General features: G+C 39.4%; 13 protein-coding genes. 4 read left to right on the top strand and 9 right to left on the bottom strand.

The features are described from left to right. Positions 1-108 precede the first annotated feature (108 nt). Positions 109-321, top strand: coding sequence for a DUF2897 family protein (locus tag PAND9192_RS00250; RefSeq protein WP_087852076.1), 213 nt, complete (start codon positions 109-111; stop codon positions 319-321). Further along, the gene (locus PAND9192_RS00245) at positions 314-856 is read left to right on the top strand and encodes an NUDIX domain-containing protein (RefSeq protein WP_087852075.1); all 543 of its coding nucleotides are present in this window, start codon (positions 314-316) and stop codon (positions 854-856) included. Before PAND9192_RS00250 ends, PAND9192_RS00245 begins: the two co-directional genes overlap by 8 nt. A gap of 99 nt (positions 857-955) precedes the next feature. On the opposite strand, the gene PAND9192_RS00240 is transcribed toward PAND9192_RS00245, so the two are convergent. The 6 genes from PAND9192_RS00240 to PAND9192_RS00215 all read right to left on the bottom strand — a co-directional run bounded on the left by PAND9192_RS00240 (position 956) and on the right by PAND9192_RS00215 (position 7,610). After that, positions 956-2,212, bottom strand: a complete 1,257-nt coding sequence (locus PAND9192_RS00240) for a glutamate-5-semialdehyde dehydrogenase (RefSeq protein WP_087852074.1) — start codon at positions 2,210-2,212, stop codon at positions 956-958. A 66-nt stretch (positions 2,213-2,278) separates the two neighbouring features. Further along, positions 2,279-3,433 carry a glutamate 5-kinase gene (proB, locus tag PAND9192_RS00235; protein ID WP_065166523.1) on the bottom strand — a complete coding sequence of 385 codons (1,155 nt, stop codon included), beginning with the start codon at positions 3,431-3,433 and terminating at the stop codon, positions 2,279-2,281. Between the two features lie 248 nt (positions 3,434-3,681). Next, positions 3,682-4,092 (bottom strand): sigma factor-binding protein Crl, encoded by a 411-nt coding sequence (gene crl / locus PAND9192_RS00230; protein WP_087852073.1) that lies wholly within the window; start codon positions 4,090-4,092, stop codon positions 3,682-3,684. 255 nt (positions 4,093-4,347) lie between these two features. Next, on the bottom strand, positions 4,348-5,610 hold the full coding sequence (gene frsA / locus PAND9192_RS00225) for an esterase FrsA (RefSeq protein WP_087852072.1): 1,263 nt from the start codon (positions 5,608-5,610) through the stop codon (positions 4,348-4,350). A gap of 182 nt (positions 5,611-5,792) precedes the next feature. Then, positions 5,793-6,251 carry a xanthine phosphoribosyltransferase gene (gene gpt / locus PAND9192_RS00220; RefSeq protein WP_060999514.1) on the bottom strand — a complete coding sequence of 153 codons (459 nt, stop codon included), beginning with the start codon at positions 6,249-6,251 and terminating at the stop codon, positions 5,793-5,795. A 69-nt stretch (positions 6,252-6,320) separates the two neighbouring features. After that, positions 6,321-7,610, bottom strand: a complete 1,290-nt coding sequence (locus tag PAND9192_RS00215; RefSeq protein WP_087852071.1) for an NCS2 family permease — start codon at positions 7,608-7,610, stop codon at positions 6,321-6,323. Positions 7,611-8,695: 1,085 nt separating this feature from the next. Here PAND9192_RS00215 and PAND9192_RS00210 point away from each other — a divergent pair. Continuing rightward, positions 8,696-10,156, top strand: a complete 1,461-nt coding sequence (locus PAND9192_RS00210; protein WP_087852070.1) for an aminoacyl-histidine dipeptidase — start codon at positions 8,696-8,698, stop codon at positions 10,154-10,156. An 81-nt stretch (positions 10,157-10,237) separates the two neighbouring features. On the opposite strand, the gene dinB is transcribed toward PAND9192_RS00210, so the two are convergent. Continuing rightward, on the bottom strand, positions 10,238-11,311 hold the full coding sequence (gene dinB / locus PAND9192_RS00205; RefSeq protein WP_370738364.1) for a DNA polymerase IV: 1,074 nt from the start codon (positions 11,309-11,311) through the stop codon (positions 10,238-10,240). Positions 11,312-11,545: 234 nt separating this feature from the next. Here dinB and PAND9192_RS00200 point away from each other — a divergent pair, with 234 nt between their 5' ends. Continuing rightward, on the top strand, positions 11,546-12,757 hold the full coding sequence (locus PAND9192_RS00200; RefSeq protein WP_087852069.1) for a GGDEF domain-containing response regulator: 1,212 nt from the start codon (positions 11,546-11,548) through the stop codon (positions 12,755-12,757). An 87-nt stretch (positions 12,758-12,844) separates the two neighbouring features. On the opposite strand, the gene nqrM is transcribed toward PAND9192_RS00200, so the two are convergent. Further along, the gene (gene nqrM / locus PAND9192_RS00195; RefSeq protein WP_060999509.1) at positions 12,845-13,066 is read right to left on the bottom strand and encodes a (Na+)-NQR maturation NqrM; all 222 of its coding nucleotides are present in this window, start codon (positions 13,064-13,066) and stop codon (positions 12,845-12,847) included. An 11-nt stretch (positions 13,067-13,077) separates the two neighbouring features. Continuing rightward, a complete protein-coding gene (locus PAND9192_RS00190) occupies positions 13,078-14,103 on the bottom strand; it encodes an FAD:protein FMN transferase (protein ID WP_087852068.1) in 1,026 nt (341 codons plus the stop codon). Between the last annotated feature and the right edge of the window lie 155 nt (positions 14,104-14,258).

Raw genomic sequence — 14,258 nt, 5'->3', positions numbered from 1 at the left:
CTGAACTCATCGCAGCCAAGCGCTATTATTGGTATCCTATTTGCCAAGTGGTAATTATTAATTAATGGCACTTGATAGATTGAATCGAGATTATCGTGTGAGGTGAATATGGAATGGTTTTTTAATCCTTGGATTATCTGTGTGATTATTATTGCAGTGATCGCCAGTAATATTGCCGCTTTAAAGTACACCGCTTATATGCGAACAGGACTGAAAAAAAGACAGCCACCATCAACATCAGGCGATGATCCTCAGTCACCACCCTCCACTGATACGCATCACTCTAACAACAATAATCACTCACAGGATAAAAATGACTGATATCAAAACATTAGACAGCCGTGTTGTTTATCAAAACAAATGGATGACAGTACGAGAAGATAAAATCCAGCGTCAAAGTGGTGCCGAAGGCATTTATGGCGTGGTTGAAAAACCTGATTGTGCGGCAATTTTGGCGATTGATAATGGTCATATTCATTTAGTACAACAATTTCGCTATAGCATTAAGCAACGCTGTTGGGAGATTCCACAAGGTGCTTGGGAAGCCAATCCTGACGCAGATCATTTGGATCTTGCCAAAGGCGAATTACAAGAAGAAACTGGTTTAATAGCTGATAAAATGACCTACTTAGGTAGCCAATTTATTGCTTATGGTTTTTTGAACCAAACCTGCCATATCTATTTAGCGACGCAATTACATTCCGCACCACAACAGTTACGAGATATTGAAGAAGAAGATTTAATTAGCCAATCTTTTACCATTGCAGACTTTGAAGCAATGATTATCAACGGTGAATTAAAAGACTGTGTGACAATTTCCGCTTATGGGCTTGCAAAGTTAAAACAAGCAATCTAAGTGCTGAAACGCTAATTTACACTCATAAAAAAGCTGCCATTTTAGTGGCAGCTTTTTTGATAGAAATTATCTTTTAATCAGCATTAGATCGCAGTTTAATTACGAACGGCTTAGGTAATCTGCAACACCCACCCACTTGTAACTGGTTAGCTCTTCTAACCCCATTGGACCTCGTGCATGCAGTTTCTGAGTTGATACCGCAACTTCAGCACCTAAGCCAAATTGAGCACCATCAGTAAAACGGGTTGAGGCGTTAACGTATACCGCAGCCGATCCTGCAGCATTAACAAAACGCTCAGCGGCTTGAAGGTTATTGGTTAAAATCGAATCAGAGTGACTCGCATTATGTTTACGCATATGAAAAATAGCTTCATCAACATCAGTAACCACTTTAACGCCTAAGGTATAACTTAGCCATTCAGTATCAAAATCACCCGTTTCAGCTTTACGTAACAGGCTCGCTTTACCTTCCAATAAGCTAAACGCAGCATTATCAGCAACTAACGTTACTTGCGCTTTATTCATACGCTCAACTAAACGCGATAGGAAAGTCGCAGCAACCTTCTCATTCACTAATAACGTATCTAATGAATTACATGCAGAAGGACGTTGCACTTTAGCATTTTCAACCACATCTAATGAGCGTGATAAATCTGCACTCTCATCAACATACATATGGCTAATACCAAAACCACCAATGATCACTGGAATAGTGCTGTTTTCTTTACACATTTGGTGTAAACCTGCACCGCCACGTGGAATGATCATATCAACATATTGATCAAGTTTTAGCAGCTGTGATACGTATTCACGATCAGGTTGTTCAATATATTGTACCGATGCCGCAGGTAAACCCGCTTTTGCTAATGCTGCCTGAATCACTTTCACTAACGCCATATTTGAATGGAATGTCTCACGACCACCACGCAAAATACTCGCATTACCTGTTTTAAGACATAGCGCTGCAATATCAATAGTAACATTGGGGCGTGCTTCATAAATCACACCAACAACACCTAATGGCACACGACGACGGCTTAAGCGCATGCCGTTTTCTAGCACTCGGCTATCAAGCTCAGCACCAACAGGATCTTGTAAATTAATCACATTGCGTACATCACTAGCAATAGCACTAATGCGTGCTTCATTAAGTAATAAACGATCAATCAATGCTTCTGACATACCGCTTGCAATCGCAGCATCAATATCTTGTTTGTTGGCAGCAAGAATAGCTACTTGATTAGCTTCTAATTCATCCGCAATAATCGCTAATGCAGTATTTTTTACAGCTGTTGCAGTGGTAGCTAATTCAAACGCAGCCAGTTGTGCTGCTTGTCCCATTTTTTCAAGATTCACGCTAATTCCTTACTTAAATTCATATGCACTAAATAGGTCAGTTATTGATATAACTGACCACTGCGATTAAATAACAACCATATCATCACGATGGATTGCAGCATGGCCATATTCATAGCCTAAAACATGATGGATATCATGGCTGTGCTTACCAGCAATTTTAGTCATATCATCACTTGAATAGCGGCTAATACCACGAGCGAGTAAGACATTATTACTATCAAAAATTCGAACGACTTCACCACGTTCAAATGATCCTTTTACCTGCGTAATACCTTTCGCAAGTAAGCTACTTCCTTTTTGTTGTACCGCAGTTACAGCACCATCATCAATCACAATATCCCCTGCTGGCGGAGGCCCGGCAAGGATCCATTGTTTACGACCTTCAAGTGATGACTTTAGTGGCAGAAAACGCGTACCAACGGCTTTACCTGCAGCCAGATCAACAATCACGTCAACACGACGTCCAGCGGCAATAATAACTTCAATACCGGCACGACAAGCAACTTCTGCAGCTTGTAATTTAGTCGCCATACCACCGGTGCCTAAACCACCAACAGTACCACCTGCTAATTTACGTAATTTATCATCAATAGTCGCGACTTCATGAATCAACTCAGCATTTGGATTACTACGCGGATCTGCGGTAAATAAACCCGCCTGATCCGTCATCAGCAGTAACTTATCAGCACCACCCAAAATACCCACTAATGCAGAAAGGTTATCGTTATCACCGACTTTAATTTCTGTGGTGGCAACGGCATCGTTCTCGTTTACAACAGGTACAATACCGTTATCTAATAGTGCCACTAACATATCGCGTGCATTTAAATAACGCTCGCGATCGTTTAAATCAGCGCGGGTTAATAACATTTGACCAATGTTGATCCCATAGATACCAAACAAGGTTTCCCACTCTTGAATTAAACGCCCTTGACCAACAGCAGCAAGCAGTTGCTTACTCGCCATGGTTTTGGGTAGTTCGGGGTAACCTAAATGCTCACGACCAGCAGCAATCGCGCCAGAAGTAACAATGATAATTTTATGGCCTTGACTACGTAACATAGCGCATTGACGCACTAACTCAACCATATGGGCACGGTCAAGTTTTAATGTACCACCTGTGAGTACACTTGTACCTAGTTTGACGACGATAGTATGGGTTGCAGCAGCGGCAGCAACGTCTTGCTTTTGAGCATTAGATTTTTTTGAATCAGCCATGAGATCAAACAATAGATTGAAATAATAAATGTTCTTTGTTGTATCAATCCCTATCGAAAAGCACAAGAAAAAAACAATGACAAAATCAATATTAGCGGGCTTTAGCGGCTTGTTTGAACATTAATAGCTATAAATAAGAGTGATGACACCACATAGCAACAAAATGAATGCATATTTATGATAATTTCATAAAATCGCAATTTAATGTCGCTAGTGGTAATAGCCTAACTTTTCAGCCAATATTAACGTTATTTATCGAACAATTCAGCTAACGGAGTTTGGGTTAATGTTGCTGCAGGAACAAGAGTTAATTGACATTCATCAACGATAAATGGTGTTAATTTTGGGTAGAAATCAACCAATGTTTTTAATACTGCATCATGATGCTTAGCCGGTAGTTTACCATTCACCCATTCACCCGCTGCGTTATAGCGACCAAAATCATACTCATATTCATAGCCTGTATCTGTCGCAGTCATCACCAGCCACCAGCCCCAAAATTCACGTTGCTCAGGATCTTTTTCAGCATTAACACAGCTCGCTAAGCAGTCAAAAAAGAATCGTTGCGGTTGTGATTTTTTTTCACGAAGATAAGGACCAATTGCGGTCAATTTAGACATTAAACGTCCATGTGGTGGAAAAATTGTTGCTGTTGTCATTATATTATCCATCCATAGTCAGCGGTATTTGATACACGAGTAAGACTTACTATCCTGTTATTATCTGTGCTAACGATAAAAAATCGCTTAGCATAATAATAATTTCTTATAGTATGGATAAATTTTAACAAAATAACAAACTATGATCGCTAATTTTGCCAACAATATCATGACAATATATTTTAGTTATAAAAAAACGGAATCGCACTGTAGTGCAATTCCGCTAATAATGAAGGCTATTTATCAGTGTAATAATTACTGCATTTTATCATCAAGCCATTTAACCACTTCAGTCATTACACGGTGATAGCCGTCATAAATCGGCTTTTCAGGTAACATCATCGCTTTACCGCCATAACTTGATAGAGCAATCAGCTGATTATCCATTTCAGGACAAATAGGGTCATTTTTCAGACCAATACCCAGCATAGGAATATCAACACGACGGCGACCTAAAATACCTTGGTTTTTTAATGACCATGCAGGTAAATGCGATTTAATACTCGCCTCTGCTTGACCATTTTTACCCATTCGAGACGCTAGAACATCTAAATACATACGCGGCATTTGATCTAACAATTTAGGCTGAGTAAGAAAACTATTGATCGCACCACCAATACTGACACAGGTTTTTAACCGTGTTGGCTCCATAAAGCCAAGTCGAATTGCAGCATTACCCCCCATTCGTAACCCCACCATCGCAACGTTACGGTTATCAACCCAGGGCACATCTCGAATTTGTTGTAATAATGCTTGGTGTAAGCGACTAGTATCTTCGGTTAAGCTCCAACGATCACTATGACCAACAGATGGCATATCTAAGGTCACCATTGCATACCCAGCAGGGCCTAAGTAATCTTTGTATAACCGCCACAGATCACTTTGTAATGTCGTTAAACCACCACTAACAATCACTGTTGGTAATAACTTATCGGTACGCGGTAGATGAATGAAAGCCTCAAAGGTCTTATTTTCATATTTAACATCAATCTTACGCATATCATGTGGACGTAAATCAATCGCCTCACGGTAACTTTGATTGGCTTGTAACTCGGCCTGATCAGCCAACTGATCACCTTTAATATAAGGATATGCCGCAATACTGTAATGAGTACTGGCTTTAAACAATAATTCTGATGCTGCTAACTTATCGCCATTATTGGCAGCTACACGGGCCAATTGCTGATAGTTAGATGCTAATTGTGACCATTCATAAGTCCAGTTACCCGAACGATAACCAATAACAGTATCTAATAAATGTGCCGTTGTACGGGGAGCATCAGAGGCTGCGATCCGTGCTAAAACTGCTTCTTGCTCAATAGGATCAACACCTTGCCATATCCATTGTGGACGCCGTAAAACACGATACCAACCAAGCTGACTTTCACCATCAAGCGCATTGTTTACATCACCACTACGAACATGTGCAATTTTTACAATATTTGAGGTTTCTTTGCTGGTTTGGCGGGGTGCAAATAGCTTCTCTGATAGATTTTGTTTTGATGGTTGTTCAGACACGGCATCCTCCAACGTATATCACGTATTTTAATAGACTTAGATAATATACCTAAACCACTCTCAATAACTAAAATCGATAAAAAAAGACGCCAACAAAGTGGCGTCTTTAATAAAACTTAGTTTCCAAAGCTGATCATCAAAACACTATCATTGTCTCGCTGAATCAGTTTTCACTAACAGATTTATTTTTTAGCAATCGGATCAACGTAAGTAACCGCCATATCCCAAGGTTGCTCAATCCATGTATCTTGAGGAATGTTAACCACAAAATCATCAACAAGATGTTGACCAGCAGGTTTTGCACATACCGTTACAAATTTAGCACGAGGGTACAGTTCACGAATTTTTTCCGCAGTACCACCAGTGTCAACTAAATCATCAACAACGATAAAACCTTCACCATCACCATCAGCTTGCTTGATTACATTCATATCACGCTGATGATCATGATCATAGCTAGCAATACATACTGTATCAATATGACGAATGCCTAGTTCACGAGCCAAAATAGCTGCTGGCACTAAACCGCCACGGCTAACAGCAATGATACCTGTCCACTGTTCAGCCGGGAGCAGTTTCTCTGCTAGCTGGCGTGTGTACATTTGCATGTTATCCCAAGTGATGACGAATTTATTACTCATAGTAAAACAACCTCTGAAACAGCGATTAGAAAACCGCATAAATTTATGTAAGCGTAAATAACATTACACTTATAAGAAAATAATCTTCGCAAGGAATAACGCAGAAATAACCCAAACACTGATATTTACTTCACGTCCCTTGCCACTTAATGCTTTAACTACCGCAAACGTAATGAAACCTAAACCAATACCTTCTGCAATCGAGTAGGTTAAAGGCATCAGTAAGCACACAACCACTACTGGCGCAGCTTCTGTTAGATCGCGCCAATCAATAGATACCAAACCTGACATCATCAAAATAGCGACATAAAATAATGCACCAGCGGTAGCATACACAGGAACCATACCTGCTAATGGTGCAAAAAATAACGCTAATAAGAATAACATGCCAACCGTAACAGCTGTTAGACCTGTACGGCCACCAACTGCGACACCCGACACACTCTCAACAAAAGATGTGGTATTTGAAGTGCCCAATAATGCACCAATAGAGGTTGCAGTACTGTCAGCTAATAATGCGCGGTTTAAACGTGGTAATTTACCATCTTCACCAATCAGGTTAGCTTTAGTTGCTACTCCAACTAATGTACCTGCGGTATCAAATAAATCGACAAACAAAAATGCAAATACAATTGAAATTAAGCCAACTTCCATTGCGCCAGAAAAATCAAGTTGCATAAAAGTAGGCGCAATACTTGGTGGCATAGACATGATGCCATTGTAGTCAACTTCACCAACGATAATACTGATCGCTGTAACAATTAAAATTGCGATCAATACTGCTGCTTTAAAGCCACGCTGAACTAAAGCGATCGTTAAGAAAAAGCCAACGCCTGCCATTATTGCTGGAAAACTGGTTAAATCGCCAGCTTTGACTAATGTTGCTGGACTTGCCACCACAATGCCAGATGTTTGCAGCGCGATAAAGGCTAAAAACAGACCAATACCTGCCGAAATACCGATACGTAATGAATGAGGAATTGAGTTAATAATCCATTCACGTACCCGCATAACACTCAGCGCGATAAAACATAAACCAGATAAGAATACAGCTGCTAATGCGACCTGCCACGTATGTCCCATACCTAAAACAACGGTATAAGTAAAAAAGGCGTTAAGTCCCATACCCGGTGCTTGTGCTACTGGATAATTAGCATAAAAACCCATCACAAAGCAGCCAATCATTGCCGCTAAACAAGTAGCAACAAACACTGAGCCTTGATCCATTCCTGTGCTGGCTAACATAGTGGGGTTTACAAAAATAATATAAGCCATTGTCAGGAAAGTGGTCACACCGGCCATGATTTCAGTGCGCACTGTTGTGCCATGTTCTTTGAGTTTAAACAACTTTTCTAGCATGCTTCTCGATTCCTTAGAGATAGGCAATAAACTAACAAACACGTTAAGAAATAGAAAACGTTTGCGCAATCCATTTCGGCGCTGATTATAATCATGCGATCACGCAATTTCCAGATTTTATCGTTGAAAAGCGTAAAACAATAACTAATGTGATTTACACAAGTACTAGAAGTGACAATTAAAGCTTATAAATCAAAGTATTAATAGATATCTCGTAGTGGCTGTTTTTTAATCATTTACTTTATTAACCAATACAATAAGGGTTAATAAAGACCGATAATAAACCTAATAACGACAATAAGGGGAAAAGCAGATAAAAAAACGCCACTTCAAAATGAAGTGGCGGCAGAATGTTATAAATAACGCTATAGCGTCATCAAGAAATTCTTAATTTAAGGGGGTGTGAACAAAATTGCATTTTGTCTCGTTGAATAACAACCAAACAATTAAAACTTATTAATAACGGTACGGCGTTGGGTAATAGAAATTACTGGTATATACCGAACGGTTATTCCAAAAATGTGTCATCGAAGAAAAAATTTTCATTTAAATCACCTTAATCATAAGTACACCAACACATAATTGCTGGCGGGTTGCCGTCATGGCCCACTTATTCTCGGTTCCTTGGAGGCGATATATCGGGTTCATCCTGAACATGTCGTGTTAATTATTATGCCACTCAGCGTGGCCTGACTAAACTATAACCAAAAAGTAATAAACTTACAATATTTATTTTAACCAGCTCACACTTTTTGAAAAATATACTTGAGTAATGGTTTTTTGTGTAATTTTGTTACATTATTATTTGCTTATACTGCAACATTTATCCCGCTGGCTGTTTTTTGCCACATTTGATCATATTAAATGCATAACTATGATTATGGTTGCTCAACACGTCATCATTGACACTATAACTGCAGAAATCAGTGGTATAAGATTTTATTATTTGCCCTATCTCCCCTAAAGACAGAGTGATATGCTAAAACCAAAGCGATAAAAATACTCGCTACCTAATTTTGTCATTTTACGGCTAAAACCCTACAAAATGACACTAGCCCAGTCTCATATATAAAAGGAAGGCTACCGTGTCTGAAATTACTCAACTATCACCAAAAGCTGTTTGGCATTTCTTTGATAAGATTTGTTCAATTCCTCATCCATCTAAATATGAAGAACAATTGGCACAATACATTGTCTCTTTCGCACAAGCTGAAGGACTTGATGTTCGTCGTGATAACACCGGTAACGTAATTATCAAAAAACCAGCGACAGCTGGCATGGAAAACCGTAAAGGGGTTGTACTTCAAGCACACATTGATATGGTGCCACAAAAAAATGAAGATACTATTCACGACTTTACTCTAGATCCAATCATACCTTTCATCGATGGCGAATGGGTAACAGCAACAGGTACAACATTAGGTGCTGATAACGGCATGGGTATGGCAACATGTTTGGCAATTTTAGCGGCTAAAGATATCGAACATGGCCCATTAGAAGTATTGCTGACTATTGATGAAGAAGCTGGCATGACAGGTGCTTTTGGCTTAGAAGCGGGCTGGCTTGAAGGCGATATTCTTTTGAATACCGATTCCGAGCAAGAAGGTGAAGTTTACATGGGTTGTGCTGGCGGTGTTGACGCTGCATTAACTGTTGATATTCAACGTGAAGCAATGCCAGCAGATCACCAACCAATTAAACTGGTTGTTAAAGGCTTAAAAGGTGGTCACTCAGGCTGTGATATTCACACCGGCCGTGGTAATGCTAACAAGTTAATGGCGCGTTTCTTTGTTGACCATGCTGATGAGCTTGGTCTACGTATCAATAACTTCACTGGTGGTAGCCTACGTAATGCCTTACCTCGTGAAGCAACTGTTATTGCAACGTTACCAGCAGCAAATGTCGACAAGCTTAATACTTTATTTGCTGAATACCTTCAAATTGCCCAAGCAGAATTGGGTCATGTTGAAACGGATCTAACCTTCTTTACCGAAGCATGTGCTGCTCCTGCTGATGTTATCATTACTGCAGATCAAACTCGTTTAATGAATATTTTAAACGTTTGTCCGAACGGTGTTATTCGCATGAGCGATGATATTGAAGGTGTAGTTGAAACCTCATTAAATATGGGTGTGATTACTACAGAAGCAGACAAAGTTACTATCCTATGCCTTATTCGTTCATTGATCGATTCAGGCCGTAGTTACGTTGAAAGCATGTTGCAATCACTAGCAGCGCTTGCAGGTGCTAAGTGTGAAGTCGCTGGCGCATACCCTGGTTGGAAACCTGATGCAGATTCTGAAATCATGCAAGTTTTCCGTGATACCTACCAACAAATGTACGGTAATAAACCTAATATCATGGTGATCCATGCGGGTCTGGAGTGTGGTTTATTTAAAGAACCTTACCCAGAAATGGACATGCTATCATTTGGTCCAACAATCAAGTTCCCACACTCACCTGATGAGAAAGTGAAAATTGATACTGTACAAATGTTCTGGGATCAAATGTTAGCGGTTCTAAAGAATATTCCGGTTAAAAAATAACTCACCGAGTTAGCTTAATAACCCATTAAAAAAACGGACCTTGCGTCCGTTTTTTATTGCTCACCATTATCTTACTTACCATCAAAAACCAAACGATAACTGCTGTGCCTTTAACCCTTGTTCTAAACCAACACTTAGTCCGATTAAGCGAATTTCTCGCCCTTGTTGGCGAGTAAGCGCTTCTGTTAATAATGGCATAAATTGCTGTTTATCCAGTTTAGGGCAACTATGTTCAACGGTTGTTTGCTGAAAATCAGCAAACTTCAATTTGATCCCTTGCTTAGCGATATTCAATTGTGGTCGCACTTTACGTAACCGCTGCTCTAATTCTAAATGTAAGTGCTCAATCACCTGCCAGCATTGATCATAACTCGCGATATTTTTATGAAACGTTCGCTCAACCCCAACAGACTTACGTTGTCGTTCAACAATCACTTCACGATCGTCAATACCATGAGCCCGCAGCCACAGTGATTGACCAAACTTACCAAACTGTTGTAATAACTGCTGTTGCGCATAATTTTGAACATCCCGACCCACATATAGACCTTGCTGATGCAATTTTTGAATAGTCACTTTTCCAACACCAGGTATTTTTTCAAGTTTCAAATCTGCAACAAAATCATCTACTTGTTCAGGTGTTACCACATATTGACCATTCGGTTTATTGAGATCAGACGCCACTTTTGCAATAAACTTTACCGGCGCAATACCAGCAGAAGCGGTAAGGTTGAGTTCATTCTCAATCGCTTTACGAATATCTAATGCAATTAGGGTTGCTGAGCCGTGTAACATTTCACAATCACTGACATCTAAATACGCTTCATCCAATGACAATGGTTCTATCTTATCGGTATAGCGGGCAAAGATAGCCCGTATTTGCTGAGAAACTTGGCGATAAACCTCCATTCGTCCACGTACTAAGGTCAAATGCGGACATAATTTCATTGCTTGTGCTGTTGGCATCGCTGAGTGAATACCGTATTTACGGGCTAAATAATTACAAGTACTCACTACCCCTCGCTGTTCTGAACGGCCACCGATAGCAATCGGAATATCACGTAAAGCAGGGTTATCACGCATTTCAACAGCTGCGTAAAAACAATCCATATCAACATGGATGATCTTACGTTGGCTTGGCAATGGATTGATCACAGCAAATACTCATCAATGAACACAGCAAATAACTGTTTTTATATACAGCTATTATACGCTAATTTATGTCTATACTGTAACTATCTCAATGTTGAATTTTACATACAAAATAAAACAATAATGTACAAAGTAATTAACAAAACCAATGGCATTAAGCACTCGTTATGATTAAAATCATTGTCATATTATTACTATTATCAATAAAAGCGTTTTTTGGCTTTTTGGGAGTTTAATGTGCCCTACCAAGTGCTGGTTGTTGAAGACAGTCGTACATTCCGTCATTACCTAAAAAATCAACTTCAGCAAGCAGGGTTTGAAGCCGTTTTTGCTACAACACAACGACAAGCACAAACCTTACTAATACAACCACACACTTTCTTTTGCGCAATTTTAGATTATTGCTTACCTGATGCTCCAAATGGTGAGGTTATCGATACGGTATTAAGTTATGGCCTAAAATCCATCGTACTAAGCGCACAATATAATAACCATATTAAAGAACAAGTCTTAACCACAGGGGTTTTAGATTACTTATTAAAAGACAATGCAACATCTGTAGCCTACCTGATCCCATTACTACAACGTTTAAAAGCTAATATCGGTCATAAAGCTTTAGTGGTCGAAGACTCTCCGACAATCAGGCGTTATATCTGTCAATTACTAAAAAAACAAAACCTTACTGTTATTGAGGCTGAGAATGGTGAGCAAGCACTGGCATTGTTAACAACAACAGACAATATCAGTTTAATTATTACTGATAATGATATGCCCAAAAAAGATGGGATCAGCATGATCCAAGAAGTTCGCCATCAATATCATCGTAATGATATTGCGATATTAGGCTTATCAGCCAGTAATGATCACACTTTAACCGCACAGTTTCTCAAAGCGGGCGCTAACGATTTTTTATATAAACCATTTAACCAAGAAGAATTTTATTGTCGAATTCATCATATGTTAAATATAAAAGATAATGTTAAACAGCTCTACAAAATGGCTAATCAAGATACTCTCACCGGACTTTGGAACCGGCGCTATTTTTTTGCCAATATCCCCACGACCAAAACTTGGAAAAATATCGCTATGATTGATATTGACCATTTTAAAACCGTCAATGATACCTACGGTCATGATGGTGGTGATGCAGTACTGGTAACTATCAGCAAAATTATTGCCGCTCATTTTTCAGAAGCAATAGTGGCTCGCTTTGGCGGAGAGGAGTTTTGTATTTATTATCATGGCGACCCAGATGTTTTTTTACAAACATTAGAGTTAGTGCGCACTCGCATTGAAACGCTAACTATTCCTTACCGAAAAGCACACATTAAAGTCACGATCAGTATTGGCGTTACTTATGCGTGTAACTCACTCGATCATCTCATTAAACAAGCTGATGATAAGCTCTATTTAGCAAAACAACAGGGGCGTAATTGTTTGGTCCAATAATCATGCTATAAAAAAGCCTAAGTATAACTTCTGTCGTCATACTTAGGCTTCAAGGTAAGTAATGACTCACCTAAATCTTAAAATCGATTAGATAATCTGATTCTTTTTCCATTCAGCTTGACGTGCTGCACGTGCTTCACGCTTTTTACGTGCGTCACAAGGTTCAGGACAATCACATTCTTTAGCGATCCCAATCCCATCTAAGCCACCACAACTACCGCTTACTGATTTACGTTGGAAAATATACCCTACGGCCATTGCGATAATAACCAGTAGGAAAACAGCAAATGTTACTAAATAAGTTGCCATAGATGCCTCTATTATTTTTTATCTACGTATTGCTCAAAGGTATTTGATTTGTATTCAACAAAGCCATCTTTGGTTTTTACAATCAACATTACAGGAATATTTTGTTGGTTTGCTAATGCAATTGATTCATCCTCTCCCATGACAGAGAATGTCGTCGCGTAAGCATCCGCTGTCATACATGACGGTGCAATAACCGTTACCGACACTACATGATTATCAATTGGACGGCCAGTTTTAGGATTAATCAAATGCGAGTAACGAACTCCATTCTCATCAAAGTAATTACGGTAATCACCCGATGTTGCTATCGCCATATTACCCGCTTGCAGAATCTCTTGCACTGCTCGTTCGTTTTCAACTGGTTTTTCAACTGCAATGCGCCATAAGATATTGGCTTTATTTTTACCTTGTAGACGTAATTCACCACCAACATCGACCATGAAGTTTTTGACATGTAGATCGTCTTTTAGATAATCAGCCACCACATCGACTCCATAGCCTTTTGCGATAGACGATAAATCAACATACAGTTTAGCTTCATCTTTAATCAGCTTATTACCCGCTAACACTTGTAAATGTTGATAACCCACTTCTGACAACCGGTTTTTAATATCTTTATCGGTTGGAATTGATTCTGGACGTGCTTCAGGACCAAAGCTCCACAAATTCACCACCGGACCAACGGTTACATCATAAGCGCCATTGCTGACTTTCGATATGCGTAGGGCTTCAGCGATCACTTTCGCGGTTGCTGCTGATACAGGGAACGGTTTATTCGAAGGTGCTTTGTTAAATAAACTCAATTCAGATTGTGGACGGTAAGTCGACATTTGATCGTTAACTAACTCTAAGCGACGATCAATTTCTTGTTGAATCTCTTTTGCTGGCGGCAAACCTTGTTGGTTAATTATTTTAATTGAATAATAGGTTCCCATTGTCGAGCCATTAATGGTGATTTGCTGCCGCTGATCACTACACCCGCTAACTGACAATAGTGCTGTGAAGACAAACACAGCCCGAATAAGGAACATTTTCATTCAACTACTCCAATGAAATAAAGGTGATTTTTACTCTAGTGACGATAGTTAGTCATTACTAACCGACAATAACCACAATAAAAATAACATTACTATGCATTAATAATGAAAAAGGCTGACCTTAAAGGCCAGCCTTCTTGCAAGGTGAAGGGCTA

The sequence above is a fragment of the Photobacterium andalusiense genome, from assembly GCF_900185625.1.
GTDB classification, from domain to species: Bacteria; Pseudomonadota; Gammaproteobacteria; order Enterobacterales; family Vibrionaceae; genus Photobacterium; species Photobacterium aquimaris.
This window is presented reverse-complemented; position numbering and strand designations above follow the sequence as displayed.